26 protein-coding genes are annotated in these 25,059 nt (G+C 67.3%); 20 read left to right on the forward strand and 6 right to left on the reverse strand.

The window, feature by feature from the left end; translation table 11 throughout:
- The first annotated feature begins 18 nt into the window (after positions 1 to 18).
- The 5 genes from VL15_RS19125 (at position 19) to VL15_RS19145 (ending at position 5,743) form a co-directional block, all read left to right on the forward strand.
- Positions 19 to 1,857, forward strand: coding sequence for an EAL domain-containing protein (locus VL15_RS19125; protein WP_048247781.1), 1,839 nt, complete (start codon positions 19 to 21; stop codon positions 1,855 to 1,857).
- A 367-nt stretch (positions 1,858 to 2,224) separates the two neighbouring features.
- Positions 2,225 to 3,244 (forward strand): LacI family DNA-binding transcriptional regulator, encoded by a 1,020-nt coding sequence (locus VL15_RS19130; RefSeq protein ID WP_048247783.1) that lies wholly within the window; start codon positions 2,225 to 2,227, stop codon positions 3,242 to 3,244.
- A complete protein-coding gene (locus VL15_RS19135; protein WP_048247785.1) occupies positions 3,241 to 4,521 on the forward strand; it encodes an AGE family epimerase/isomerase in 1,281 nt (426 codons plus the stop codon). Before VL15_RS19130 ends, VL15_RS19135 begins: the two co-directional genes overlap by 4 nt.
- A complete protein-coding gene (locus tag VL15_RS19140) occupies positions 4,518 to 5,426 on the forward strand; it encodes a carbohydrate kinase family protein (protein WP_048247786.1) in 909 nt (302 codons plus the stop codon). The genes VL15_RS19135 and VL15_RS19140 overlap by 4 nt, the downstream gene beginning before the upstream one ends.
- 95 nt (positions 5,427 to 5,521) lie before the next feature.
- The gene (locus VL15_RS19145) at positions 5,522 to 5,743 is read left to right on the forward strand and encodes a hypothetical protein (protein ID WP_048247788.1); all 222 of its coding nucleotides are present in this window, start codon (positions 5,522 to 5,524) and stop codon (positions 5,741 to 5,743) included.
- A 24-nt stretch (positions 5,744 to 5,767) separates the two neighbouring features.
- Here VL15_RS19145 and VL15_RS19150 read toward each other — a convergent pair whose 3' ends face one another.
- Both VL15_RS19150 and VL15_RS19155 read right to left on the reverse strand, forming a co-directional pair.
- A complete protein-coding gene (locus tag VL15_RS19150) occupies positions 5,768 to 5,962 on the reverse strand; it encodes a DUF2905 domain-containing protein (RefSeq protein WP_031399528.1) in 195 nt (64 codons plus the stop codon).
- Positions 5,963 to 5,974: 12 nt separating this feature from the next.
- Positions 5,975 to 7,171 carry a class I SAM-dependent methyltransferase gene (locus tag VL15_RS19155; RefSeq protein ID WP_048247790.1) on the reverse strand — a complete coding sequence of 399 codons (1,197 nt, stop codon included), beginning with the start codon at positions 7,169 to 7,171 and terminating at the stop codon, positions 5,975 to 5,977.
- 13 nt (positions 7,172 to 7,184) lie between these two features.
- Between VL15_RS19155 and VL15_RS19160 the strand changes: the two genes are divergently transcribed.
- From VL15_RS19160 to VL15_RS19195, 8 genes are all read left to right on the forward strand, one after another.
- Positions 7,185 to 7,928 carry an SDR family oxidoreductase gene (locus VL15_RS19160; RefSeq protein WP_048247792.1) on the forward strand — a complete coding sequence of 248 codons (744 nt, stop codon included), beginning with the start codon at positions 7,185 to 7,187 and terminating at the stop codon, positions 7,926 to 7,928.
- A gap of 78 nt (positions 7,929 to 8,006) precedes the next feature.
- Entirely contained in the window at positions 8,007 to 8,411 is a 405-nt protein-coding gene (locus VL15_RS19165) for a dihydroneopterin aldolase (RefSeq protein WP_048247794.1), read from the forward strand.
- Positions 8,408 to 9,400: a tRNA 2-thiocytidine(32) synthetase TtcA gene (gene ttcA, locus VL15_RS19170; RefSeq protein ID WP_048247796.1), complete on the forward strand. Its 993-nt coding sequence runs from the start codon at positions 8,408 to 8,410 to the stop codon at positions 9,398 to 9,400. The genes VL15_RS19165 and ttcA overlap by 4 nt, the downstream gene beginning before the upstream one ends.
- A gap of 135 nt (positions 9,401 to 9,535) precedes the next feature.
- Positions 9,536 to 10,897 carry a bifunctional UDP-N-acetylglucosamine diphosphorylase/glucosamine-1-phosphate N-acetyltransferase GlmU gene (glmU, locus tag VL15_RS19175; protein WP_048247798.1) on the forward strand — a complete coding sequence of 454 codons (1,362 nt, stop codon included), beginning with the start codon at positions 9,536 to 9,538 and terminating at the stop codon, positions 10,895 to 10,897.
- A 55-nt stretch (positions 10,898 to 10,952) separates the two neighbouring features.
- Positions 10,953 to 12,770, forward strand: coding sequence for a glutamine--fructose-6-phosphate transaminase (isomerizing) (gene glmS / locus VL15_RS19180; protein WP_048247799.1), 1,818 nt, complete (start codon positions 10,953 to 10,955; stop codon positions 12,768 to 12,770).
- A gap of 274 nt (positions 12,771 to 13,044) precedes the next feature.
- Positions 13,045 to 13,365: a helix-turn-helix domain-containing protein gene (locus VL15_RS19185; protein WP_048247801.1), complete on the forward strand. Its 321-nt coding sequence runs from the start codon at positions 13,045 to 13,047 to the stop codon at positions 13,363 to 13,365.
- Between the two features lie 83 nt (positions 13,366 to 13,448).
- Complete coding sequence (locus tag VL15_RS19190; protein ID WP_048247803.1) at positions 13,449 to 13,898, forward strand: hypothetical protein; 450 nt, start codon at positions 13,449 to 13,451, stop codon at positions 13,896 to 13,898.
- A complete protein-coding gene (locus VL15_RS19195; protein ID WP_048247805.1) occupies positions 13,898 to 14,116 on the forward strand; it encodes a hypothetical protein in 219 nt (72 codons plus the stop codon). Before VL15_RS19190 ends, VL15_RS19195 begins: the two co-directional genes overlap by 1 nt.
- A gap of 110 nt (positions 14,117 to 14,226) precedes the next feature.
- Here the strand turns inward: VL15_RS19195 and VL15_RS19200 are convergent, their stop codons facing one another.
- Positions 14,227 to 15,063 (reverse strand): FTR1 family iron permease, encoded by an 837-nt coding sequence (locus VL15_RS19200; protein ID WP_048247806.1) that lies wholly within the window; start codon positions 15,061 to 15,063, stop codon positions 14,227 to 14,229.
- 12 nt (positions 15,064 to 15,075) lie between these two features.
- Positions 15,076 to 15,408 carry a cupredoxin domain-containing protein gene (locus tag VL15_RS19205; RefSeq protein WP_048247808.1) on the reverse strand — a complete coding sequence of 111 codons (333 nt, stop codon included), beginning with the start codon at positions 15,406 to 15,408 and terminating at the stop codon, positions 15,076 to 15,078.
- A 347-nt stretch (positions 15,409 to 15,755) separates the two neighbouring features.
- Here VL15_RS19205 and VL15_RS19210 point away from each other — a divergent pair, with 347 nt between their 5' ends.
- Positions 15,756 to 15,956: a heavy-metal-associated domain-containing protein gene (locus VL15_RS19210; protein WP_048247810.1), complete on the forward strand. Its 201-nt coding sequence runs from the start codon at positions 15,756 to 15,758 to the stop codon at positions 15,954 to 15,956.
- 48 nt (positions 15,957 to 16,004) lie between these two features.
- Here the strand turns inward: VL15_RS19210 and VL15_RS19215 are convergent, their stop codons facing one another.
- Together VL15_RS19215 and VL15_RS19220 are read right to left on the reverse strand one after the other, a co-directional pair.
- Entirely contained in the window at positions 16,005 to 17,495 is a 1,491-nt protein-coding gene (locus VL15_RS19215; protein WP_048247812.1) for an aldehyde dehydrogenase, read from the reverse strand.
- Between the two features lie 88 nt (positions 17,496 to 17,583).
- A complete protein-coding gene (locus tag VL15_RS19220) occupies positions 17,584 to 18,135 on the reverse strand; it encodes a cupin domain-containing protein (protein ID WP_048247826.1) in 552 nt (183 codons plus the stop codon).
- 413 nt (positions 18,136 to 18,548) lie between these two features.
- Between VL15_RS19220 and VL15_RS43210 the strand changes: the two genes are divergently transcribed.
- The 6 genes from VL15_RS43210 to VL15_RS19245 all read left to right on the forward strand — a co-directional run.
- A complete protein-coding gene (locus tag VL15_RS43210) occupies positions 18,549 to 18,773 on the forward strand; it encodes a hypothetical protein (RefSeq protein WP_072437498.1) in 225 nt (74 codons plus the stop codon).
- 283 nt (positions 18,774 to 19,056) lie between these two features.
- Positions 19,057 to 19,842 carry a gamma-glutamyl-gamma-aminobutyrate hydrolase family protein gene (locus VL15_RS19225; protein ID WP_048247815.1) on the forward strand — a complete coding sequence of 262 codons (786 nt, stop codon included), beginning with the start codon at positions 19,057 to 19,059 and terminating at the stop codon, positions 19,840 to 19,842.
- A 28-nt stretch (positions 19,843 to 19,870) separates the two neighbouring features.
- Positions 19,871 to 21,208: a glutamine synthetase family protein gene (locus VL15_RS19230; RefSeq protein WP_048247817.1), complete on the forward strand. Its 1,338-nt coding sequence runs from the start codon at positions 19,871 to 19,873 to the stop codon at positions 21,206 to 21,208.
- A 37-nt stretch (positions 21,209 to 21,245) separates the two neighbouring features.
- Positions 21,246 to 22,679, forward strand: coding sequence for an aspartate aminotransferase family protein (locus tag VL15_RS19235; RefSeq protein ID WP_048247819.1), 1,434 nt, complete (start codon positions 21,246 to 21,248; stop codon positions 22,677 to 22,679).
- 61 nt (positions 22,680 to 22,740) lie between these two features.
- Positions 22,741 to 23,856: a polyamine ABC transporter substrate-binding protein gene (locus tag VL15_RS19240; protein ID WP_048247822.1), complete on the forward strand. Its 1,116-nt coding sequence runs from the start codon at positions 22,741 to 22,743 to the stop codon at positions 23,854 to 23,856.
- Between the two features lie 188 nt (positions 23,857 to 24,044).
- Positions 24,045 to 25,059 (forward strand): ABC transporter ATP-binding protein (locus VL15_RS19245; RefSeq protein ID WP_048247828.1); only part of this gene is annotated, 1,015 nt, incomplete at its 3' end.

The raw sequence follows: 25,059 nt of genomic DNA on the forward strand, positions 1-25,059 counted from the left end.
ATTCGGCTGCCCTCGCCCATGCCCGCGCTCCACCCCGCCCCCGCTGCCGTCAGCACCGCGCGCCTGATCGCGGACCGCGCGCTCGCCGCCGTCTTCCAGCCGATCGTCGACCTCGGATCGGGGACCGTCGTCGGTTACGAGGGCCTGATACGCGGCCCGCGCGGCACCGATCTCGAACAGCCCGCCGCGCTGTTCGCGCAGGCCGCGCGCGAAGGCGCAACCATCGCGCTCGAACAGGCCGCCGCGCGCACCTGTCTCGACGCGTTCGCGGCGCTCGGCTGCGACGGCAAGCTGTTCCTCAACTTCAGCGCGGGCACGATCCTGCAGCTCGCGCGCGAACGCGAGCGCGCACGCCTGCTGCTCGGCCGCGCGCGGGTCGGCGCCGAGCGCATCGTGATCGAGCTGACCGAGCAGAACGCGGTGCCGGACATCGCGCACATCGGGCCGGCGGTCGCCTCGCTGCGCGACGCCGGCATTCAGTTCGCGCTCGACGACTACGGCACCGCGAACGCGAGCATGAACCTGTGGCTGCGCCTGCATCCGGACGTCGTGAAGATCGACCGCTTCTTCATCCACGACATCGCGCGCGACCCGCTCAAGTTCGAGGCCGTGAAAGCGATGCAGCACTTCGCGCACGCGAGCGGCGCGCAATTGATCGCGGAAGGCATCGAGAACGAATGCGACCTGATCGTCGTGCGCGACATGGGCATCTGCTGCGTGCAGGGCTTCCTGCTCGGCCGGCCGAACGCGCAGCCGTCGCGGGTCGTCGCGCCGGCCGCGCGCGACGCGATCCGCGCGCCGCACATCGCGGTGTTTCCCGGCGCGACGCGCACCGTGCGGCCGGCCGGCACGATCGCCGCGAAGATGCTCGTCTCCGCGCCGGCGCTGTCGCGCGACGCGACCAGCAACGACGTGCTCGACCTGTTCAACCGGATGCCCGAGCTGCACGCGGTCGCGCTCGTCGAACGCGGGCGGCCCGTCGCGCTCGTGAATCGCCGCGGCTTCATCGACCGCTTCGCGCTGCCGTACCACCGCGAGGTGTTCGGGAAGAAGCCGTGCCTGCAGTTCGCGAACGACGCGCCGCTGATGATCGACAACGCGACGACGTTCGAGCAGCTCGCGATGCTGCTCGCGAGCCACGACCAGCGCTATCTCGCGGACGGCTTCGTGATCACCGAACACGGCCGCTACGTCGGGCTCGGTACCGGCGAGAGCCTGGTGCGCGCGGTGACCGAGATGCGCATCGAGGCCGCGCGTTACGCGAATCCGCTGACGTTCCTGCCCGGCAACATCCCGATCAGCGCGCACATCGACCGCCTGCTGCAGCGCGACGCCGGCTTTCATGCGTGCTACGTCGACCTGAACCAGTTCAAGCCGTTCAACGACCAGTACGGCTACTGGCAGGGCGACGAGGTGCTGAAATTCGCCGCGACGGTGCTGGCCGGCGTGTGCGATCCACAGCGCGACTTTCTCGGGCACGTCGGCGGCGACGATTTCCTCGTGCTGTTCCAGCACGACGACTGGCACGCGCGCGCCACCGACGCGATCGCGCGCTTCAACGACGGCGCGCAACTCTTCTACACGCAGGCCGACCGGGAGGCGGGCGGGCTGCGCGGCGAGGACCGCCACGGCAACCCGGCGTTCTTCGGCTTCGTGACGATGGCGATCGGCGCGGTCGGCGTGCCGGCCGGCGCGCACGGCACGCAGCGCTACGGCAGCGACGAGATCGCGTCGGTCGCGGCGCTCGCGAAGCGGCGTGCTAAGCAGCAGCCGGACGGGCTCGCGGTCGTCGATCTCGACGCGGGGCGCGCCGCGCTGCGCAATCGCGGCGAACCGCCGGCCGCGGCGATGCGCTGAACGGCGGGCGACTGCCGTTCGCGAATACGGCGGCGCCTCGTGCGAACGGGGCAAACGTCCGCCCGTCTTCCGCCGGGCCGTTGCGCACCGGCTTCCGACCGGCCCGTGCAGGCCACCGAGCCCCCGCGTGGACGCGCGAGGCGCGCTCGCTTCCCGTCCACTTCCCGCCCGCCGTGCGCGCCGCCACGCACCCGCACGGTCACCTTGCCTTTTTCGCGTTTTGTTTAGTATTTTTAGTAACGTCGTTTTCGCAGATTAGCGCCTAAATGCCCGTAATTTTCGGGTATTCCCCGGTTATCCGGCCCGAATTCCGCGATACGTTTTACTATACAATCGCTTTCACCCTAAACAAACCGGACCCCGAACGATGGGTACCACCATTCGCGATGTGGCGCGGGCGGCAGAGGTCTCGATCGGCACCGTCTCCCGCGCGCTGAAAAACCAGCCGGGCCTGTCCGAAGCAACGCGTGCGCGCATCGTCGAGATCGCGCAGCAACTCGGCTACGATCCCGCGCAGTTGCGGCCGCGCATCCGCCGGCTCACCTTCCTGCTGCACCGCCAGCACAACCGCTTTCCCGCGAGCCCGTTCTTCTCGCACGTGCTGCACGGCGTCGAGGATGCATGCCGCGAACGCGGCATCGTGCCGACGCTGCTCACGGTCGGCCCGAACGACGACGTGCTGCGCCAGATGCGTCCGCACGCGCCCGACGCGATCGCGGTGGCCGGCTTCATCGAGCCCGAGACGATCGAGGCGCTCGCCGCGACCGGCCGGCCGCTCGTGCTGATCGACCTGTGGGCGCCCGGGCTGCGTTCGGTCAACATCGACAACGCGACGGGCGCCGCGCTCGCGATGCGCCACCTGCTGGCCACCGGCCGCTCGCGGATCGCGTTCATCGGCGGCTCGCCCGCGCACTACAGCATCGCGCAGCGCGCGATCGGCTACCGGCGCGCGTTCTTCGAGGCTGGGCGGCTGTTCGATCCCGCGTACGAAGTGACGATCGACGCGGGGCTCGACCCCGACACGGGCGCCGCGCGTGCGATGGAGCAACTGCTCGACGCGCCGGGCCCGCGCCCCGAAGCCGTGTTCGCGTACAACGACGCGGCCGCGCTGGCCGCGCAGCGCGTGTGCACCGCGCGCGGCCTGCGGATTCCGGACGACATCGCGATCGTCGGCTTCGACAACATCCCGGCCGCCGCGCACGCGAGCCCGCCGCTCACGACGCTCGCGGTCGACAAGGAAGCGCTCGGCCGCCGCGGCGTCGAGCTGTTGCTCGCCGAGTCTCCCGAGCGCACCGAGCTTTCCCTGCCCGTCGAGCTGATCGTGCGGGCCAGCAGCCAGCCCGCCGGCTCCCCGGCACTCGATATCGCCACGGCCACCGAATCATGAACATGCCCCCGGTCCAACCCTGCACGGCCGCGCCGGCCGCCCACACGCAAGCCGCGCCGTTCGTCGCGAGCTTCCGCGATCCGTCGTTCCTGCTGTCGCACATCGAGGACACGCTGCGCTTCTACGCGACGAACGCGTTCGACCCGACGGGCGGCTTCTACCACTACTTCCGCGACGACGGCAGCATCTACAACCGCACGTCGCGCCACCTCGTCAGCAGCTGCCGGTTCGTCTTCAACTACGCGATGGCGTACCGGCATTTCGGCGATCCGCGTCACCTCGAGTACGCGCGCCATGGGCTGCGCTTCCTGCGCGACGCGCACTGGGACGACGAACTGCAGGGCTACGACTGGGAACTCGACTGGCGCGACGGCGCGAAGCGCGCGACGCTCGACGGCGCGCGCCACTGCTACGGGCTCGCGTTCGTGCTGCTCGCGGCCTCGCACGCGACGATGGCCGGCATCGACGAGGCGCGCCCGCTGATCGCGGCGACCTACGAACTGGCCGAGCACCGCTTCTGGGACGCGGCCGCGGGCCTGTATGCGGACGACGCAACGCCGAACTGGATCGTGTCGTCGTACCGCGGCCAGAACGCGAACATGCACATGACGGAAGCGCTGCTCGCGGCCTACGAGGCGACCGGCCACCTCACTTACCTCGATCGCGCGGAAAAGCTCGCGAGCCACATCACGCAGCGCCAGGCCGCGCTGTCGGGCGGGCTCGTGTGGGAGCACTACCATGCGGACTGGTCGGTCGACTGGGACTACAACAAGGAAGATAGCTCGAACATCTTCCGTCCGTGGGGCTTCCAGCCCGGGCACCAGACCGAATGGGCGAAGCTGCTGCTGATCCTCGACCGGCACCGCCCGCTCGACTGGCTCGTGCCGCGCGCGGCCGAGCTGTTCGACGCGGCGCTGACGCACGCGTGGGACGCCGATCACGGCGGCCTGTACTACGGCTTCGGCCCCGACTTCACGATCTGCGACCACAACAAGTACTTCTGGGTGCAGGCGGAAACCTTCGCGGCGGCCGCGATGCTCGGCGCACGCACCGGCAGCGAACGCTTCTGGGACTGGTACGACGAGATCTGGCGTTATAGCTGGACGCACTTCGTCGATCACCGCTACGGCGCGTGGTACCGGATCCTCACCTGCGACAACCGCAAGTACAGCGACGAGAAGAGCCCTGCCGGCAAGACCGACTATCACACGATGGGCGCGTGCTACGACGTGCTCGCGACCCTCGCACGCACGGTGCGCAGCGAGCCGACGCAATGAGCGGCGGCACGTTTCCGGCTTTCGTGTCGGCGGGCGACATCCTGACCGACATGGTGCGGGCGGGCGATGCGCAGTGGACGTCGGTGCCGGGCGGCGCCGGCTGGAACGTCGCACGCGCGGTCGCGCGGCTCGGCGTGCCGAGTGCGCTCGCGGGCTCGATCGGCGAGGACTGCTTCTCCGACGCGCTGTGGCACACGAGCGAAGCGGCCGGGCTCGACCTGCGCTTCCTGCAACGCGTCGCGCGGCCGCCGCTGCTCGCGATCGTCCACGAGACGCGGCCGCCCGCGTACTTCTTCATCGGCGAAGCGAGCGCCGATCTCGCATTCGATCCCGCGCGGCTGCCGGCCGGCTGGACCGACCACGTGAAATGGGCGCATTTCGGCTGCATCAGCCTCGTGCGCGAACCGCTCGCGGGCACGCTGGCCGCGCTCGCGGCCGACCTGCATGCGCGCGGCGTGAAGATCAGCTTCGACCCGAACGTCCGGAACCTGATGACGGCCGCGTACCGGCCGACGCTGGAGAAGATGGCCGGGCTCGCCGACCTGATCAAGGTATCCGACGAGGATCTGCGGCACCTGTTCGGCGGCGACGGCCCCGACGCGGTCGCGGCGGTGCGCGCGCTGAACCCACGCGCGGCCGTGCTGGTCACGCGCGGCGCGCAGGCGGCGACGCTCTACGCGGACGGCGACGTGCACGAAGCCAGCCCGCCGCGCGTCGAGGTGGCCGACACCGTCGGCGCGGGCGACGCGTCGATCGGCGGCATGCTGTTCAGCCTGATGGCCGCGCCGCAGCGCGCGTGGCGCGAGCATCTCGGGTTCGCGCTGGCGGCGGGCGCCGCCGCATGCCGGCACACGGGCGCGCACGCGCCGACGCTCGACGAGGTGGTCGCGCTGATCGAGCGCTGATCGAGCGCCGACCGGGCCGTTCGGTCACCGATAAGCGCCGCTGTACATGCTGCGCCGCAGTGCTACGATGAAGTGTCGTTTTGCGGGAGAGCACGATGGACACCAACACGTTCACGAAAGGCATCTACACGGCCAAGGCGCATACCCAGCATTCGGCCAACGGGCAGTTCCAGGGTTACGTGATCCTCTCGCGGGACGACGGGGACGATACCGAGAACACGCGCTACGACGTCCACTCGACGAGCCCCAGCGAGGATGAGGCGTTCGACGAGGCGAAGGCGCTCGCGCACCGGATTCTCGGCGAGATCGAGCTGTAGCGCGCGCCGCCGATTCGGCGCGGCTCAGAGCAGCCGCGCCACCATCGATACCAGCATCGTCAGCACCAGCGTCGACATGAACGGGAACGGGTAGCGCCGCCCGCCGAGCGTCAGCGTGACGTCGCCCGGCATCCGCCCGATGCCGAGCTTGCCGAGCCACGGCCAGCAGCGTGTCAGGATCATCACCGCGACGAACGACGTCATCAGCCAGCGCAGCATGTGCGGCCCCCGTCAGAGCGCGTGCGAGCGATCGCCGCGCGCAAACGCGTCGAGCGTACCGTCGATGCCGCGCGAGAACGCGATCACCTTGAACAGCTCGCCCATCTCGGCTTCGGAGATCAGCTTCTGCACCGCGTTCGCGGCCGGCAGGAATTGCCGGATCTCGGACGGATCGATCGCGGCCAGCGCGTCGGTGATGCCCGCGTTCAGCAGGAAGCGCGCCTGCGACGTGTAGCCGAGCAGGTCGGCGCCGGCGGCGACGGCCGCGTCGTAGATGCCGGTGAATTCGACGTGCGCGGTGATGTCCTGCAGCCCCGGGTACAGGAACGGGTCGTCGTGCGCGTGGTGGCGGTAGTGGCACATCAGCGTGCCGCGGTCGCGCTGCGGATGGTAGTACTCGTGCGCGGGAAAACCGTAGTCGACCAGCAGCACCGCGCCGCGCGCCAGCATCGTGCAGACGGTGCGCGTGAACGCCAGCGCGGCCTCGTGCGTCTCGGTCACATAGCCGTCGGCGACCTCGGCGGCGAGCCCCGCGAGCACCGGCGGCTGGCTGGCCGGCGCGGCCGGCCGGTCCTCGAACACGAACGCCTGCCGCGCGTCGAGCGCGACGCCGCGCTCGTGCCATGCGCCGTCCGCCTTCGCGAACAACCGCACCGGCATTGCATCGAGCACCTCGTTGCCGACCACGACGCCCTCGAACCGCTCGGGCAGCGCGTCGAGCCAGCGCACCTTCGCCGCGAGCGCCGGCGCGGCCGTCGAAATCGTGTCGCGCTGCCGCTCACGCAGCTCGCCGGACAGGTCGACGATCAGGTATTCGTCGAGTTCGGCGCCCAGCGCGTCCAGCGCCATGAGCAGCCCGGCCGCGAGCTTGCCCGTGCCGGCGCCGAATTCCATCACGCGACGCGTGCCGCTCGCCGCGAGCGCTTCCGCGACCGGTTGCGCGAGGGTCTGCGCGAACAGCGGCGACAGCTCGGGCGCGGTGACGAAGTCGCTGCCGTCGTCGGCGCGGCGCCCGAATTTGCGTGCGCCGCCGCTGTAATAGCCGAGGCCCGGCGCGTACAGCGCGCGTTCCATGAAGCGGTCGAACGGCAGCCAGCCGCCGGCCGCCGCGATCTCGTCGCGCAGTTGCGCGGCGAGGGTTTCGGACTGCGCGAGCGCGTCAGGGCCGGGAGCAGGTAAACTAGCGGGTTCGTGAGCTTTCGGGTTCATCCCGGCATTGTAAATGACCGTTTCAGCCGATACGTCGACCCTGCGCGTGGTGCTCGTCGCGGGTGCCCTGGGCAGCGCGGCCGACGCCGCGTCGATCGGCCGCGCGCTCGCGACGGGATTCGCGCGGCGCGGCTGGGACGTCGCGCTGCAGCGCAGCCAGGGCGCGCCGCGCGCGGCCGCCGACGCGATCGTCGCCGAAGTCGCGGCGCTCGGCCGCCGCGCGGCCGTGCTCGACGCCGATCTGGCCCTGGAAGCCGATGCAGCCGCGCTGGTCGCCTCATGCGGTGCGGCGCTCGGCCGGCCCGCGTGCGCGGTGTTCGTGAGCGCCAGCGCGGGTGCCGACGACGCGCTCACGGTGGACGGTGCGTCGCTCGCCGGCGCGCTCGCGCGCAACGTGACGGCGCCGCTCGCGCTGGCCCGCGCGCTCGCCGACGCGACGCCCGACGCCGCACGCGAGCACGAAGCGCTGCGCGCGTGTGCGATCCACGTGCTGGACCAGGCGCTGTTTCACCCGGCGCCGGAACAGCTGTCGCACGCGCTGATGCAGGCCGCGCTGAACCGCGCGACGGCGGCGCTGGCGGTCGCGCTCGCGCCGAAGGTGCGAGTCGCGGCGCTCGTGCGCGGCCACGCGCCGCACGCGGACGACATCGCGGCGGCCGCCTGCTATCTCGCGAGCGCGCCCGGCGTCACGGGCGCGACGCTGACCGTCGACGGCGGCGAGCACCTCGTGCCGCCCGCCGCCGGCCCGAATGAATGAACCGCGCGGGCGTGCGGCCTTGACCGCCGCCGCCCGCGCCGCTTTGCGTGCGCGCACGCCAATTTGACTGGGACGACCATGTTTTCCGCTCTCCTGCACCCCCGCCTCGCGGATTGCCGCAGGCTCTACCTGCGCGATTACGAGGTGCACATCAACATCGGTGCCTTCGAACACGAGAAGCGCGGCGAGCAGCGCGTCGTCATCAACGTCGACCTGTTCGTGCCGCTCGCGCTGTCCACCCCCGTCGACGACCGGCTGCACGAAGTCGTCGACTACGACCTGATGAAGCAGAGCGTCGCGCAATGCGTGGCGCGCGGCCACATCCACCTGCAGGAAACGCTGTGCGACTCGATCGCCGCGCACCTGCTGGCGCACGATGCCGTGCGCGCGGTACGCGTCTGTACCGAGAAACCGGACGCTTATCCGGACTGCGACGCCGTCGGCGTCGAAGTCTTTCGCATCAAGGACGAGGAGCGCGCATGAACGCCCCCCACATGAATGACACGGCGGCCGATGCCGCCACCCTCGACGCGGCCGCCCCGGCCGGCCGCCAGGTGCTGACGCGCCGCGAGCAGAAGGAAGCGTACGAGAACAACAAGCTGTTCAAGCGGATCGTGCGCCAGGTCGGCCAGGCCATCGGCGACTACAACATGATCGAGCACGGCGACAAGGTGATGGTCTGCCTGTCGGGCGGCAAGGACAGCTACGCGATGCTCGACGTGCTGCTGCGCCTGCGCGAGCGCGCGCCGATCGACTTCGACATCGTCGCGGTGAACCTCGACCAGAAGCAGCCGGGCTTCCCCGAGCACGTGCTGCCCGAATACCTGAAACAGGTCGGCGTGCCGTTCCACATCGAGAACCAGGACACCTACAGCATCGTCAAGCGGCTCGTGCCCGAGGGCAAGACGACCTGCTCGCTGTGCTCGCGGCTGCGCCGCGGGATCCTGTACCGCGTGGCCGGCGAGCTCGGCGCGACCAAGATCGCGCTCGGCCACCACCGCGACGACATCGTGCAGACGCTGCTGCTCAACATGTTCTACGGCGGCAAGCTGAAGGGGATGCCGCCGAAGCTGCAGTCGGACGACGGCAAGAACATCGTGATCCGCCCGCTCGCGTACGTGAAGGAAACCGATCTCGAGAAATACGCGGAGCTGCGCGAATTCCCGATCATCCCGTGCAACCTGTGCGGCAGCCAGCCGAACCTGAAGCGCGCGGAAATGAAGGCGCTGATCCGCGAATGGGACAAGCGCTTCCCCGGCCGCGTCGAGAACATGTTCAACGCGCTCGCGAAGGTCGTGCCGTCGCACCTGATGGACGCGACGCTGTTCCCGTTCGCATCGCTGCGCGCGACCGGCGAAGCCGATCCGCACGGCGACATCGCGTTCGACGAGGAACCGTGCGCGTCGGGCGACGACACCGCGGCGCCGGGCGCCGCCAAACCGATCTCGATCGTCCAGTTCGACGATCTGTAAGCGGGGCCTGAACACCCGCCGGAATGGGGCGCCGGCCGCCGTTTCCGGCGCTGCCGCACCGGCGCGGCGGCCCCGGAACGGCGGGGGCCGCATGCTAAAATGGACAGCTTCGAACTCCTCTGACAAGCTGGCGCCATGAATATCGTGATTTTGGCGGCAGGCACCGGCAAGCGCATGCGTTCCGCGCTGCCGAAAGTGCTTCACCCCCTGGCCGGCAGGCCGCTCCTCTCCCACGTCATCGACACCGCGCGCACGCTGCAGCCGTCCCGGCTGGTCGTCGTCGTCGGTCACGGCGCCGAGCGGGTCCAGGCCGCCGTCGCCGCACCCGACGTCCAGTTCGCGGTGCAGGCCGAACAGCTCGGCACCGGCCACGCGGTGCGCCAGGCGCTGCCGCTCCTCGATCCCGCACAACCGACGCTCGTGCTGTACGGCGACGTGCCGCTCACCCGCGCGTCGACGCTGCAGCATCTCGTCGACGCCGCGCGCGAAGGCCGCTACGGGATTCTGACCGTCACGCTCGACGATCCGACCGGTTACGGCCGCATCGTGCGCGACGTGTCCGGCTTCGTCACGCGCATCGTCGAGCAGAAGGATGCATCGCCGGAACAGCTGAAGATCGCCGAGATCAACACGGGCATCATCGTCACGCCCACGGCCCAGTTGTCGATGTGGCTCGGTGCGTTGAAGAACGAAAACGCGCAAGGCGAGTATTACCTGACCGACGTCGTCGAACTCGCGATCGAGGCCGGCTTCGAGGTCGTCACGTCGCAGCCCGACGAGGAATGGGAAACGCTCGGCGTGAACAGCAAGGCGCAGCTCGCCGAACTCGAGCGCATTCATCAGCGCAATGTCGCGGACACGCTGCTCGTCGAAGGCGTCACGCTCGCCGATCCGGCGCGCCTCGACGTGCGCGGCACGTTGCGCTGCGGCCGCGACGTGTCGATCGACGTGAACTGCGTGTTCGAAGGCAACGTGACGCTCGCCGACAACGTGACGATCGGCGCGAACTGCGTGATCCGCAACGCGTCGGTCGGCGCCGGCACGCGCATCGATGCGTTCACGCACATCGACGGCGCCGAACTCGGCGCGAACACCGTGATCGGCCCGTACGCGCGGCTGCGCCCCGGCGCGCAGCTCGCGGACGAAGCGCACGTCGGCAACTTCGTCGAGGTGAAGAACGCGGTGATCGGCCACGGCTCGAAGGCGAACCACCTCACGTACATCGGCGACGCCGACATCGGCGCGCGCGTGAACATCGGCGCGGGCACGATCACCTGCAACTACGACGGCGCGAACAAGTTCCGCACCGTGATCGAGGACGACGTGTTCGTCGGCTCCGACACGCAGCTCGTCGCGCCCGTGCGCGTCGGCCGCGGCGTGACGATCGCCGCCGGCACGACGATCTGGAAGGACGTTGCCGACGGTCTTCTCGCGTTGAACGACAAGACCCAGACCACGAAGAGCGGCTACGTCCGCCCGGTCAAGAAGAAAAGCTGAACCTTTTGCGGGCGCCCGTGCGGCGCCCGCGTCGACTTACAGGACTGACCCATTCATGTGCGGCATTGTCGGCGCAGTTGCGCAACGTAATATCGTTCCGGTGCTGATCGAAGGATTGCGGCGCCTCGAATACCGTGGCTACGACTCGTGCGGCGTCGCCGTGCTCGAGCCGGGCGCACCGAAGCGTGCGCGCAGCGTCGCACGTGTCGCCGATCTCGACGCGCAGGTGCGCGAGTCGCACCTCGAAGGCACGACGGGCGTCGCGCATACGCGCTGGGCCACGCACGGCGCACCCGTCACGCACAACGCGCACCCGATCTTCTCGTCGGACGCGCTCGCGCTCGTCCACAACGGCATCATCGAGAACTTCGAGCCGCTGCGCGAAGCGCTGCGCGCGAAAGGCTACGAATTCGTGTCGCAGACCGACACCGAAGTGATCGCGCACCTCGTGCACAGCCTGTATCGCGGCAACCTGTTCGACGCCGTGCGCGAAGCCGTGCTGCAGCTGCACGGTGCGTATGCGATCGCCGTGATCCACAAGGACCAGCCGCACACCGTCGTCGGCGCACGCCAGGGTTCGCCGCTCGTCGTCGGCCACGGCGACGGCGAGAACTTCCTCGCGTCCGATGCGCTCGCGCTCGCGGGCAGCACCGACCGCTTCACGTTCCTCGAGGAAGGCGACGTGTGCGAACTGTCGCTCGACGGCGTGAAGATCCTCGACCGCAACGGCGCGCTCGCGCAGCGCGAAATCCGCGTCGTCAGCGCATACGGCGGCGCGGTCGAGCTGGGCCCGTATCGCCACTTCATGCAGAAGGAAATCTTCGAGCAGCCGCGCGCGATCAGCGACACCGTGCCGCAAACCGACGCGTTCGACGCGACGCTGTTCGGCGACGCCGCGCCCGCCGCGTTCGCGGACATCGACAGCCTGCTGATCCTCGCGTGCGGCACGAGCTACTACTCGGGCCTCACCGCGAAGTACTGGCTCGAATCGATCGCGAAGATCCCGACGCAGGTCGAGATCGCGAGCGAATACCGATACCGCGAATCGGTGCCGAACCCGCGCCAGCTCGTGCTCGTGATCTCGCAGTCGGGCGAGACGGCCGACACGCTCGCGGCGCTCAAGCATGCGCAGTCGCTCGGCCACACGCATACGCTCGCGGTCTGCAACGTCGCGACGAGCGCGATGGTGCGCCTGACCGAAATGCAGTTCCTGACGCACGCGGGCACCGAGATCGGCGTCGCGTCGACGAAGGCGTTCACGACGCAGCTCGTCGCGCTGTTCGTGCTGGCCGCGACGCTCGGCAAGCTGCGCGGGCACGTCGACGCCGCGCAGGAAGCCGAATTCCTGAAGCAGCTGCGCCACCTGCCGGCCGCGCTGAACAGCGTGCTCGCGCTCGAGCCGCAGATCATCGCGTGGTCGGAGGAATTCGCACGCAAGGAAAACGCGCTGTTCCTCGGCCGCGGGCTGCACTACCCGATCGCGCTCGAAGGCGCGCTGAAGCTGAAGGAAATCTCGTACATCCACGCCGAGGCCTATCCGGCCGGCGAACTGAAGCACGGGCCGCTCGCGCTCGTCACGGAAGCGATGCCGGTCGTCACGGTCGCGCCAAACGACACGCTGCTCGAGAAGCTGAAGTCGAACATGCAGGAAGTGCGCGCGCGCGGCGGCGAGCTGTACGTGTTCGCCGATGCCGATACGCAGATCGTCAACGACGACGGCCTGCACGTGATCCGGATGCCGGAACACTACGGGCAGCTGTCGCCGATCCTGCACGTGGTGCCGCTGCAGCTGCTCGCGTATCACACCGCGTGTGCACGCGGCACCGACGTCGACAAGCCGCGGAACCTCGCGAAATCGGTGACGGTGGAGTAAGGCAGGACGACCGGGACGGCCCTCGAGAGGCTGTCCCGACCCGTATCGGCACGAAGCAGGCCATTTGGCGAGGTCGAAATATGTACCACGTAGTGGTATATAATCCTGTGCTAATTCGATCGGCCCGACATGCCTGCTTCCGTACGACGCGTCTTCAAGACGAAGTGGTTTCACAAGGCAGCCAGAAAAGCAGGCATCGCCGATGCCGAACTCTGCCGCACCGACGCCGATATCGCGACGCTGATCGCACTGAAAGAGCTGGTGGAGATTTGCAATGGCCAAGAGTCGATTCAAGAGCGACGCAACGGAGGCGATCCACAGCGCCGCGTCGGGTCTCTATCGCGCCGCGCTGATCGACAAGAAAACGATGCGCGAATACGACGATCTCTGCATCGAAGCCGCCCCGCAATTCGATCCGGAAGCGATCGCCCGCATCCGCAAATCCGTCAACGTCAGCCAGAGCGTGTTCGCGCTCTACCTGAACACGACAACGTCGACGATCCGCCAATGGGAACAGGGCGACAAGCGGCCGAGCGGCATCGCCGCACGGATGCTCCAGATCGTCGAGAAACACGGGCTCGAGGTGTTCTCCTGAACCGGCCTCCCCGAATGCGCATGCACGGCCGCCCCCGCACCGGATACCGCGACGCGACCCGCAAGGAATATGACGGAGACACAATGGTAGCAAGACTGTTTGGATGCGGATTGCTGGCGCTGACGTTCGCGTCGACCGGCTGGGCCGCCGAGCACTACGTCGAAGTCTGGAACCCGCCCGAGGCGCGGCAGCCGGCAGCACATGCGCCCGCGCATGCGGGCGCCGACGCGCACGCCGGCAAGAGCGCGGAGAAGCACGCGAGCGCAACGCCGAAAACCGCCGTGAAAGCGCACAAGCGCCGCGTTGCGCAAGCCGTGAAAGCCGGTTCGCATCACCCCGCCGCCACGGCCGTGGCGCCCGCCGTACCGCGCCCCGTCGCGCAGCCCGCACCGGGCCGCCTCACGGTGATGCAGCCTGCCGACCCCGACGCGACGCGCACGCTCAAGTTCTCCGACATTCCGCGACAATACACGCCGGACGGCAACGTGCTGCGGGTCGGCACGCACGACCGCTCCGCGGAGGTGACTCGATAATGGAAGCGCAAACCTACCTCGGCTACCAGATCTGGGGCCACGCGATCCTGCAGCAGGACGAGATCCTGCAACCCGAACGCTTCGCGGCGAGCGGCACGATCACGCAGAACAACCGGCTCGTCGAAGCGTCCGGTGTGCTCGGCGTGTTCGACACCGAGGACGACGCACGCGAGGCCGGACTCGAATGGGCCCGCGCGTGGATCGACAGCCACCGCTGACCGGCATGGCCGCGTACATCCGGCGTGCGGCCGTACACGGGCCGGCCGCGAGCCGTAAACGAAAGAAGGGGCGTCCATGACGCCCCTTCTTTCGTTCTGACCCGGCACACTCACGCGGCAGGCCGCGGCGACCTCACCGCCGCGTGCGGACGGCCGACGAGCCGCGTCAGCACGACGATCGCCACCAGTGTCGCGACGTATGCGGCGATCTGGATGCCCGCCGGACGCGCGGTATAGCCGATCAGCGTATGCAGCGCCTTGCCGACGATACTCGTCTCCTTCAGCAGCCACGATGTATCCCAGATCATGTCGCCCCACGACGGTACGAGGCCGGCCGCCAGCAGGAAACCGACACACTGGCTCGCCATCCCGGCCGCCAGCAGCACGATCAGCGCGTTGGTGACGGAGAAGAGGCGCTTCAGCGGAATCTGCAGCAGGCCCGCATACATCGCATAACCCAGCCCGGCCCCGCCGAGCACGCCGAGCAGCCCGCCGGCAATCATCTGCGGCGTCTGCCCCGGGTCGCCCGCGGCGATGCCGTACAGGAACAGCACGGCCTCGGAGCCTTCGCGCAGCACCGCGACGCCGACCACGATCGCCAGCCCCGTCAGCGGCCGGCTGCCGGCCGCGACGGCCCGGCCGACTTCGCCCATATGCAGCGCCATCTCACGACCGTGCCGGCTCATCCAGATGCAGTGCCAGGCCAGCATCAGCGTCGCGACGAACATCACGCCCGCGTTGAAGACTTCCTGCCCCATGCCGGACGCCCACTGCGAGATCACGTCGGCGAACGCCGCGATCAGGCCCGCGCCGATCACGCCGCCGACGAGCCCGCCGCCGACCCACCAGCCGCGCCGCGGCACGCCCTTCGTGGCGGCCATCACGATCGAGACCACCAGCGCGGCCTCGAGCACTTCACGAAAGACAATCAGCGCGGTAGACAGCATGGCGGGATTCGCTTATTTGACGGTCAGGTGGGTCTTCGACTGCGCTTCGTGATACTCGTCGTGAAACTCGTAGGTGCCGGCCTTCAGCGGTCCGACCAGGATCTCGGCCGATTTGCCGGCAGGAATGACCTTCTCGGCCTTGAAGTCGTCGCTCTCGAATTCCGCGGGCGTCGCATCGAGGTTCTTCACGACGAATTTCACTTTCTTGCCGGCCGGAATCGTCACGCCATCGGGCGAAAACTTGTGGTCCTTCAGCGTCAGGTTGACGACGTCGTCGGCGGCGAATGCGGTGGCGGCGGACATGCCCAGCAGGACAGCGGCGAAACCCAGTGCGAAACGGTTCATGTGCGTGACGAAATGAAATATCGAAGGGCATTGATATTAAGATCGATTCGCATTTTCATATCGCACGCCCTTACTGTCACTATGGAGATAGCGCTTCACAAGGTCGCACCGTGCGTTGCCTGGCAAGGCTCTCGTCGCATGGCGCCGGTGGCGCACCGGCGTCAATCGGGAAAGATTCCGACTGACTCATGCGACTGCCTTCCGATTCGTCTGACTTCACGCTGGCGAGCGATCTCGCCGCGCGGGGCGACCACGCATGTGACATGCTGTATGAATGCGCTTGACCTTCCCACCATGGCAAGCTTCATGCTGACCCTACTCGTCAATCGTCAACTCAGGAGAACACGATGGAATTCGAAGTCCAGGACATGACCTGCGGCGGCTGCGCCAATGCGATCACGCGCGCGGTAACGGCCGCCGATCCCGCCGCGAAGCTCGACATCGACGTCGCGGCGAAGCGCGTCACGGTCGAATCGGCGCAAGGCGCCGAGCGCGTGCAGTCGATCATCGAAGCCGCGGGCTTCCACCCCGCGCTGCGCAGCGCGTAACGCGGGCTGCGGGCGCACCGCCGAACGGCGATGCGCCCCGGTAGCGCGTCAGCGCAGCCGGATGAGCGTCGACTTCAGCTCGGTGTACTTCTCGAGCGCGTGCAGCGACTTGTCGCGGCCGTTGCCCGACTGCTTGTAGCCGCCGAACGGGAAGTTCATGTCGCCGCCCTCGTCGTAGCAATTCACCCACACCGTACCCGCACGCAAGCGGCGCGACACGTCGTGCGCGGTCGTCAGGTTCGACGTCCACACCGCCGCGGCGAGCCCGTATTCGGTGTCGTTCGCGATCCGCACGGCCTCGTCGACATCGTCGAACACGATCACCGACAACACGGGCCCGAAGATCTCCTCGCGCGCGATCCTCGCATCGTGCTTCACCTCGAACACCGTCGGCTCGACGTAGAAGCCGCCGGTTTCCTCCTTCACGCGCGCACCGCCCGTGACGAGCTTGCCCTCGCCGCGCCCTGCCTCGATGTAGCCGAGCACGCGCTCGAGCTGGATACCGTCGACGATCGCGCCCATCGACACCGACGGATCGAGCGGATTGCCGGGCACGTAAGCGCGCGCGGCCGCCACGAGCTTCTCGATGAACGCGTCCTTGATGTCGCGATGCACGAGCAGCCGCGAACCGGCCGTGCACATCTCGCCCATGTTGTAGAAGATCGCGCCGGCCGCTGTTTGCGCGGCGCGATCGAGATCGGGGCAATCGGGCAGCACGATGTTCGGCGACTTGCCGCCGAGTTCGAGCCACGCGCGCTTCAGGTTCGATTGCGCGGCGTACTGCATGATCAGCTTGCCGACCGCCGTCGATCCCGTGAATGCGATGCAGTCGACGTCGCGATGCAGCGCGAGCAGCTTGCCGGGTTCGCCCGCACCCGGCACGACGTTGAACACGCCGGCCGGGATGCCGGCTTCATGCGCGAGCTGCGCGACGCGGATCGCGGTCAGCGGCGATTTCTCCGACGGCTTCAGCACGACGCTGTTGCCGGCCGCCAGCGCGGGGCCGAACTTCCACGCGGCCATCAGGATCGGGAAGTTCCACGGCACGACGGCCGCCACCACGCCGACCGGCTCGCGCGTGACGAGACCGACGAGATGATGATCGGCCGGCGCGACCTCGCCGCCGACCTTGTCGATGGCTTCCGCAAACCATTCGACGCAGTACGCGGCGCCCGGCACGTCGACCGTCGTCGTGTCGCCGATCGGCTTGCCCGCATCGAGTGTCTCGAGCAGCGACAGTTCGTCGAGATGCTCGTGCATCAGCGCGGCCCAGCGCAGCAGCACCGTTTTGCGCGCACGCGGATTCAGGCCGGCCCACACGCCCGCGTCGAACGCGCGGCGCGCGGCCGCGACGGCTGCATTCACATCGACTTCGCCGCAATCGGCGACCTTCGCCAGCACGCGGCCGTCGATCGGGCTCACGCAGTCGAACGTCTTGCCGCCGTGCGCGTCGCGCGACGCGCCGTCGATGAATGCGCGCCCTTCGATCGTGAGCGACGCCGCCTTGTCCTGCCAGTCAGCCAAAGTCAACTTGTTCATCAGGATGCCTCAATGTTGTGACATTCGCGATGCGACACGCCGCGCGCCCGATGCGCGGCCGGCCGTCAGCGAATGCGGTGATGCGCGGTCAGAAGGTCGCCGGCGAATTGGCCGAGACGACCTCGCAGATCAGTTCCGCGCTGGGATTGCGAAAACGGTGCGGTAAACGGCTCTCGAAGTAGTAGCCGTCTCCAGGGTCGAGCAGCCACGTCGCGCCGTCGACGGTCAGCTCGAGCCGGCCCGACACGACGACGCCGCCCTCGTGCCCCGCGTGCACGAGCATCTCGGGCCCGGTGTCGGCGTGCGGCTGGTAGATCTCGCGCAGGATGCACATGTTGCGGTCCTTCACGCTCGCGCCGACCAGATGAAACGCGAGCGTGTCGCTGCCGAGGTTCGGCATGTCGTCGCGACGCGACACGACCGAGCGCGATTCGACGAGCTCGAACGTGAAGAACTCCGCGAGACTCATCGGTATGCATTCGAGCAACTTCTTCAGCGAGCCGACCGACGGGCTCACGCGGCCCTGTTCGATCAGCGAGATCGTGCCGTTGGTCACGCCGGCCCGCTTCGCGAGTTCACGTTGCGACAGGCCATGCTTGTTGCGCACGTAACGCAGGCGCTCGGCGACTTCGGTGGACATCGATTCGGTTTCGGACACGATAAGTGCGATGACAAAGTGAAACGACGCAGTGGACAGCCGTTGAATATTCTAATCACTTTATGCCGCGTATTAACGGGGAAAACCCTGAAAGGCGTTCGAAATAATGAACACGCCGCGGATCATTCCAGTTGCGAATCTTTTGTTCGCACTGCTCGGGAAACCCCTGATGCAGGACCGTTAAAAAACATTTGACGCCGTTTTTGGCTCGTATATGCTGGCTCTCAGGTCAGCGTCATTTAGTTTTCATAGGCAGCAAAACGCGTTATTGCAACGCAAAAATTGATGCCCATCAATGTAAATGACGCGTAACCGGCGCCTTGATTATTTTAAACGCCCAGCGCGTCGAGAAGGTCAGGTGTTCAATACTTTCAACAACCCAGTCGAGTGTAATCGTGAGAGTCCGTGGCCCTCTGGTGAGGTGGGATCGAAGCGTGGCGCGAAGTTCGCGCAGCGCGGCATCCCCTTCCGATGGCAGTTGCGGCTGGCATAGTCCTCGCCTGCAGCATCTGTCGATCTACACCATCCTGTCCCGTCGTTCCGTTCGGCGTCACAACGCCGTATCCGCACGCGCATTCGTCGCCGTCGATACCGACGAAGTGGCGTCGCTGCTGCCGTAGCGCCTCTCCTTTCTTTACGTCGTTCGTTTGGTCTGCTGATTCGCCAACCGCATGGTCCATGCGGTGACGGAACGCGTTCGCGCATTCGTTGCCGCGTCGCGTATCGCAACCCAACGAACGACGGCCTGATCGTCGCGCGCAGCGCGGATCGCCACGTCATCCCGCTGCGCCCATTCACCAGCGGCCTTGCGCTTTTCGCCAGGCTGCGGGGCGGCTGCACGCCTGCGTTTTGTCGAATCAGGCAACACGCACGCAGCAGTCCTCTGGATAACTGATTGACGTCATGGAAAGGAAACCCCTCGTCGGCATCACCGCCGACCTCACGCAAATCGGCGCTCACGCGTCGCATACGGTCGGCGACAAATACGTCGCCGCGATCGTCGACGGCGCGCAGGCGCTCGCGATGGTGCTGCCCGCGCTCGGCGAGCGCCAGTCGGTCGACGACATCCTCGACACGGTCGACGGCTTGCTGTTTACCGGCAGCTACTCGAACGTCGAGCCGCACCTGTACGGCGGCGAGCCGAGCGCGCCCGGCACGAAACACGACCCGGCCCGCGATGCGACGACGCTGCCGCTGCTGCGCGCGGCGATCGCTGCGGGCGTGCCGGTACTCGCCGTCTGCCGCGGCTTCCAGGAGCTGAACGTCGTCTGCGGCGGCACGCTGCACCAGCGCGTGCATGAAGTGCCGGGCCTCGCCGATCACCGCGAGGACGACGCCGCGCCGATGGAGACGCAGTACGGCCCCGCGCACGTCGTGCACCTGACGCCCGGCGGCAAGCTGCATGCGCTCGCCGGCGGCCGCGACGAAGTAAACGTGAACTCGCTGCACAAGCAAGGCATCGCGCGGCTCGGCTCCGGCCTTGCCGTCGAGGCCGTCGCGCCGGACGGCCTGGTCGAGGCCGTCAGCGTCGTCGATGCCCCCGCTTTCGCACTCGCCGTGCAGTGGCATCCGGAATGGCGGCATGCGCATGACCCGCTGTCGAGCGCGATCTTCCGCGCCTTCGGCGACGCATGCCGCGCCCGCCGGAATGCCCGCACGCGAACCCTGGCCGCTGCCGCGCTCGCCTGAGCGCGCCGACCAAACAACGAGAACAGACATGCAAGATATCGAAAGTTTTCTGAAACAACACCGGATCACCGAAGTCGAGGCGATCATTCCCGACATGGCCGGTATCGCGCGCGGCAAGATCACGCCGCGCAACAAGTTCACGTCCGGCGAATCGATGCGCCTGCCGCAGGCCGTGATGGTGCAGACCGTCACCGGCGAATATCCGGAAGACGGCTCGCTGACCGGCGTGACCGACCCCGACATGGTGTGCGTGCCCGACGAGTCGACGATCCGCCTGATCCCGTGGGCCACCGACCCGACCGCGCAGGTGATCCACGACTGCGTGCACTTCGACGGCTCGCCGGTCGAGATCTCGCCGCGCTACGTGCTACGCCGCGTGCTCGACCTGTACAAGGCGAAGGGCTGGAAGCCCGTGGTCGCGCCCGAACTCGAGTTCTACCTGGTCGACATGAACAAGGACCCGGACCTGCCGCTGCGTCCGCCGGTCGGCCGGACGGGCCGCCCCGAAACGGGCCGTCAGTCGTATTCGATCGAAGCCGTCAACGAGTTCGATCCGCTGTTCGAGGACATCTACGAGTACTGCGAAGCGCAGAACCTCGACATCGACACGCTGATCCACGAAGTCGGCGCCGCGCAGATGGAGATCAACTTCATGCACGGCGATGCGCTGTCGCTGGCCGACCAGGTGTTCCTGTTCAAGCGCACGGTGCGCGAGGCCGCGCTGCGTCACAACATGTACGCGACGTTCATGGCCAAGCCGATGGAAGACGAGCCGGGTTCGGCGATGCACGTGCACCAGAGCATCGTCGACGAGGAAACGGGCCAGAACCTGTTCACGTCGCCGGAGACGGGCGGCGCGACGTCGATGTTCTACAACTATCTCGCGGGGCTGCAGAAGTACACGCCGGCACTGATGCCGATCTTCGCGCCGTACATCAACTCGTATCGCCGGCTGTCGCGCTTCATGGCTGCACCGATCAACGTGCAGTGGGGTTACGACAACCGCACGGTCGGCTTTCGCATCCCGCACTCGGGCCCGTCGGCACGCCGTATCGAGAACCGAATCCCGGGCGTCGACTGCAACCCGTACCTCGCGCTCGCCGCGACGCTCGCGGCCGGTTATCTCGGCATGACGCAGCGCCTGGAGCCGACCGAACCGCTCGTCAGCGACGGCTACGACTTGCCGTACCAGCTGCCGCGCAACCTCGAGGAAGGGCTGACGCTGATGGCCGCATGCGAGCCGCTCGGCGAGATCCTCGGCCACAAGTTCCTGAAGGCGTATTTCGCGCTGAAGGAAACCGAATATGAAGCGTTCTTCCGCGTGATCAGCTCGTGGGAACGCCGCCATCTGCTGCTGCACGTCTAAGCGCGCGCACAACCGCATACGGAATCACGGAGGAAACATGACTTACCGCAACGAATCTGCCTGGATCCAGCCGGCCGCGCCGGCCGCCGCGCCGCGCGCGACGCAGGCACGCTCGACCGCCGAATACCGCGCGCTCGACGCCGCGCACCACATCCACCCGTTCTCGGACATGGGCGCGCTGAACCGCGCGGGCAGCCGCGTGATCGTGAAAGCCGACGGCGTCTACCTGTGGGACTCGGACGGCAACAAGGTCATCGACGGGATGGCCGGCCTCTGGTGCGTGAACGTCGGCTACGGCCGCAAGGAACTTGCCGATGCCGCGTATCACCAGCTGCGGGAGCTGCCGTTCTACAACACGTTCTTCAAGACGACGCACCCGCCGGTCATCGAACTGTCGGCGATGCTCGCGGAAGTGACGCCCGCCGGCTTCAACCACTTCTTCTATTGCAACAGCGGCTCGGAAGGCAACGACACCGTGCTGCGCCTCGTGCACCAGTACTGGCGCGTGCAGGGCAAGCCGCAGAAGAAGTTCGTGATTTCGCGCAAGAACGGTTATCACGGCTCGACGATCGCGGGCGGCACGCTCGGCGGGATGGGCTACATGCACGAGCAGATGCCGTCGAAGGTCGAGCACATCGTGCATATCGACCAGCCGTATTTCTTTGGTGAAGCGCAGCCGGGCGAAACACCGGAAGCGTTCGGTCTCGCACGTGCGCAGCAACTCGAAGCGAAGATTCTCGAACTCGGCGCGGAGAACGTTGCCGCATTCATCGGCGAGCCGTTCCAGGGCGCGGGTGGCGTGATCTTTCCGCCGTCGACGTACTGGCCGGAAATCCAGCGGATCTGCCGCAAGTACGACATCCTGCTCGTCGCCGACGAGGTGATCGGCGGGTTCGGCCGCACCGGCGAATGGTTCGCGCACCAGCACTTCGGCTTCGAGCCGGATCTGATCACGATGGCGAAGGGCCTCACGTCGGGTTATGTGCCGATGGGGGCGGTCGGCATTCACGAGCGTGTTGCACGCCCGATCATCGACAACGGCGAATTCAACCACGGCCTCACGTACTCGGGTCACCCGGTCGCCGCGGCCGTTGCCGTTGCAAACCTGAAGCTGCTGCGCGACGAAGGGATCGTCGAGCGCGTGAAGAACGACACCGGCCCGTACTTCCAGGCACTGATGCGCGAAACCTTCGCGCGTCACCCGATCATCGGCGAAGTGCATGGCCATGGCCTCGTCGCGAGCCTGCAGCTTGCCGAAGCGCCGGCCGAACGCCGCCGCTTCGCGAACGGCGGCGACGTCGGCACGATCTGCCGCGACTTCTGCTTCAACGGCAACCTGATCATGCGCGCGACCGGCGACCGGATGCTGCTGTCGCCGCCGCTCGTGATCTCGCGTCCGGAAATCGATGAACTCGTATCGAAGGCGAAGAAGGCCGTCGATGCAACCGCCCAGCAACTGGGTATTTCGTAACGGCTTTGCCTACAAGCGTGCGGCGGGCGCCGCACGCCGCCATAACCAGGGGAATTCCACCATGCGTGCCTGCTTTCTTCGCCAAGCCTGTTCTGTTGCCGCCCTTGCCGCCGCGGCAGCGTTCACGTCAGTCGCCAGCCCATCGGCGCATGCCGAGGACCTGAATGTCTACAACTGGTCCGACTACATCGCACCGGACACGATCCCGAACTTCCAGAAGCAGACGGGCATCCACGTCAAGTACGACAACTACGACAGCGACGACACGCTTCAGGCGAAGCTGCTTGCCGGCAGTTCGGGTTACGACATCGTCGTGCCGACGTCGAACTACATGGCCAAGCAGATCCAGGCCGGCGTGTACCAGAAGCTCGACAAGTCGAAGCTGCCGAACCTCGCGAACCTCGATCCGCTGCTGATGAAGATGATCTCGGATGCGGACCCGGGCAACCAGTACGGTGTCCCCTGGGCCTACGGCACGGACGGCATCGGCTACAACGCGCAGGCAGTGAAGAAGGCACTCGGCGACAAGGCGCCCGTCGACAGCTGGGCACTGGTGTTCGACCCGGCCAACATGGAGAAGCTGAAGGGCTGCGGCGTGTCGTTCCTCGACCAGGCCGTCGACGTGTTCGCCGCCACGCTGCAATACATGGGCAAGGATCCGAACAGCAAGAACCCCGGCGATTACCAGGCCGCATTCGAAGTCCTGAAGAAAGTCCGCCCGTACATCACCCAATTCAACTCGTCCGGCTACATCAACGACCTCGCGAACAACGACGTGTGCGTCGCGCTCGGCTGGTCGGGCGACGTCGGCATCGCGCATCGCCGCTCGTCCGAAGCGAAGCGCTCGTACGACATCAAGTTCTCGAACCCGAAGGAAGGCGGCCTGCTGTGGTTCGACGTGATGGTGATCCCGAAGGATGCGCCGCACCCCGAGGCTGCACTGAAGTGGATCAACTACATTTCCGATCCGAAGGTCAACGCGGCGATCACCAACACGGTGTTCTACCCGACCGCGAACAAGGCCGCGCACCCGTTCGTCACGCCGTCCGTCGCGCAGGACCCGACCGTCTATCCGCCTGAAGACGTGCTGAAGAAGATGGTGCTGATGAAGCCGATGCCGGCCGACATCCTGCGTCTCCAGAACCGCCTGTGGGCACAACTGAAGACCGGCCACTGATCGCCAGGCATCACGGCGGCGCAGGCATCGCTCCACGCCTGCCCGCCTGAGATTCGCGGACCTCCGTCCGCCCGCGCGCGCCGCGCGCACTGTTCCATCCGGCACGAGCCGTTGTCCGCGAGTCGCGTTGCACGCCTCGCGCGGGGACGCTCACGCCTGCAATCCGTGAAGAACGAATGGTGACTCCCATGCAATCGATACCCTCTTCCGCTGCTGCACGACAAACCCAACCGGCCGCCGCGCCCCGTACGCAAAACGACGCGTTCGTGCGCATCGAAAACGTCGTGAAGAAATTCGGCGACAGCACGGCCGTCGACAACGTAAACCTGACGATCGCGAAGAACGAACTGTTCGCGCTGCTCGGCAGCTCGGGCTGCGGCAAGTCCACGCTGCTGCGCATGCTCGCCGGGCTGGAGACGGCGACCTCCGGCAAGATCTTCGTCGACGGCGAGGACCTCGCATCGCTGCCGCCGTACCGCCGCCCCGTGAACATGATGTTCCAGTCGTACGCGCTGTTCCCGCACATGACGGTCGAATCGAACGTCGCGTTCGGCCTGAAGCAGGAAGGCACGCCGAAGAACGAGATCAAGGAACGCGTGGCCGACGCGCTCGCACTCGTGCAGATGAGCAAGTACGCGCAACGCAAGCCGCATCAGCTCTCCGGCGGCCAGCAGCAGCGCGTCGCGCTGGCCCGCTCGCTGGTCAAGCGCCCGAAGCTGCTGCTGCTCGACGAGCCGATGTCCGCGCTCGACAAGAAGATCCGCCAGAAAACCCAGCTCGAACTCGTGAACATCATCGACAAGGTCGACGTGACCTGCGTGATGGTCACGCACGACCAGGAAGAGGCGATGACGATGGCCAGCCGCCTCGCGGTGATGAGCGAAGGCAAGATCGTGCAAATCGGTGCGCCGGGCGAGGTGTACGAGTTTCCGAACAGCCGTTTCTCGGCCGAATTCATCGGCTCGACCAACCTGTTCGAGGGCCGCGTCGTCGAGGACGAGCCCGATCACATCTTCGTCGAGAGCGACGACCTCGAGACACGCATGTACGTGAGCCACGGCGTGACGGGCCCGCTCGGGATGCCGGTCGGCATCTCGGTGCGCCCCGAACGTGTGCACGTGTCGCGCGAGAAGCCGGGCTCGAAGCACAACTGGGCGCGCGGTGTCGTGACCGACATCGCATACATGGGCAGCTACTCGCTGT

It is taken from the genome of Burkholderia cepacia, from assembly GCF_001039005.1.
In the GTDB taxonomy this organism is placed as follows: domain Bacteria; phylum Pseudomonadota; class Gammaproteobacteria; order Burkholderiales; family Burkholderiaceae; genus Burkholderia; species Burkholderia theae.

What these genes read in the sequence shown, in the direction of transcription:
- VL15_RS19125 (WP_048247781.1), top strand. Translation starts at nt 19, where the DNA reads ATGCCCGCGCTCCACCCCGCCCCCGCTGCCGTCAGCACCGCGCGCCTG.
- VL15_RS19130 (WP_048247783.1), top strand. Translation starts at nt 2,225, where the DNA reads ATGGGTACCACCATTCGCGATGTGGCGCGGGCGGCAGAGGTCTCGATC.
- VL15_RS19135 (WP_048247785.1), top strand. Translation starts at nt 3,241, where the DNA reads ATGAACATGCCCCCGGTCCAACCCTGCACGGCCGCGCCGGCCGCCCAC.
- VL15_RS19140 (WP_048247786.1), top strand. Translation starts at nt 4,518, where the DNA reads ATGAGCGGCGGCACGTTTCCGGCTTTCGTGTCGGCGGGCGACATCCTG.
- VL15_RS19145 (WP_048247788.1), top strand. Translation starts at nt 5,522, where the DNA reads ATGGACACCAACACGTTCACGAAAGGCATCTACACGGCCAAGGCGCAT.
- VL15_RS19150 (WP_031399528.1), bottom strand. Translation starts at nt 5,962, where the DNA reads ATGCTGCGCTGGCTGATGACGTCGTTCGTCGCGGTGATGATCCTGACA.
- VL15_RS19155 (WP_048247790.1), bottom strand. Translation starts at nt 7,171, where the DNA reads ATGAACCCGAAAGCTCACGAACCCGCTAGTTTACCTGCTCCCGGCCCT.
- VL15_RS19160 (WP_048247792.1), top strand. Translation starts at nt 7,185, where the DNA reads ATGACCGTTTCAGCCGATACGTCGACCCTGCGCGTGGTGCTCGTCGCG.
- VL15_RS19165 (WP_048247794.1), top strand. Translation starts at nt 8,007, where the DNA reads ATGTTTTCCGCTCTCCTGCACCCCCGCCTCGCGGATTGCCGCAGGCTC.
- ttcA (WP_048247796.1), top strand. Translation starts at nt 8,408, where the DNA reads ATGAACGCCCCCCACATGAATGACACGGCGGCCGATGCCGCCACCCTC.
- glmU (WP_048247798.1), top strand. Translation starts at nt 9,536, where the DNA reads ATGAATATCGTGATTTTGGCGGCAGGCACCGGCAAGCGCATGCGTTCC.
- glmS (WP_048247799.1), top strand. Translation starts at nt 10,953, where the DNA reads ATGTGCGGCATTGTCGGCGCAGTTGCGCAACGTAATATCGTTCCGGTG.
- VL15_RS19185 (WP_048247801.1), top strand. Translation starts at nt 13,045, where the DNA reads ATGGCCAAGAGTCGATTCAAGAGCGACGCAACGGAGGCGATCCACAGC.
- VL15_RS19190 (WP_048247803.1), top strand. Translation starts at nt 13,449, where the DNA reads ATGGTAGCAAGACTGTTTGGATGCGGATTGCTGGCGCTGACGTTCGCG.
- VL15_RS19195 (WP_048247805.1), top strand. Translation starts at nt 13,898, where the DNA reads ATGGAAGCGCAAACCTACCTCGGCTACCAGATCTGGGGCCACGCGATC.
- VL15_RS19200 (WP_048247806.1), bottom strand. Translation starts at nt 15,063, where the DNA reads ATGCTGTCTACCGCGCTGATTGTCTTTCGTGAAGTGCTCGAGGCCGCG.
- VL15_RS19205 (WP_048247808.1), bottom strand. Translation starts at nt 15,408, where the DNA reads ATGAACCGTTTCGCACTGGGTTTCGCCGCTGTCCTGCTGGGCATGTCC.
- VL15_RS19210 (WP_048247810.1), top strand. Translation starts at nt 15,756, where the DNA reads ATGGAATTCGAAGTCCAGGACATGACCTGCGGCGGCTGCGCCAATGCG.
- VL15_RS19215 (WP_048247812.1), bottom strand. Translation starts at nt 17,495, where the DNA reads ATGAACAAGTTGACTTTGGCTGACTGGCAGGACAAGGCGGCGTCGCTC.
- VL15_RS19220 (WP_048247826.1), bottom strand. Translation starts at nt 18,135, where the DNA reads ATGTCCACCGAAGTCGCCGAGCGCCTGCGTTACGTGCGCAACAAGCAT.
- VL15_RS19225 (WP_048247815.1), top strand. Translation starts at nt 19,057, where the DNA reads ATGGAAAGGAAACCCCTCGTCGGCATCACCGCCGACCTCACGCAAATC.
- VL15_RS19230 (WP_048247817.1), top strand. Translation starts at nt 19,871, where the DNA reads ATGCAAGATATCGAAAGTTTTCTGAAACAACACCGGATCACCGAAGTC.
- VL15_RS19235 (WP_048247819.1), top strand. Translation starts at nt 21,246, where the DNA reads ATGACTTACCGCAACGAATCTGCCTGGATCCAGCCGGCCGCGCCGGCC.
- VL15_RS19240 (WP_048247822.1), top strand. Translation starts at nt 22,741, where the DNA reads ATGCGTGCCTGCTTTCTTCGCCAAGCCTGTTCTGTTGCCGCCCTTGCC.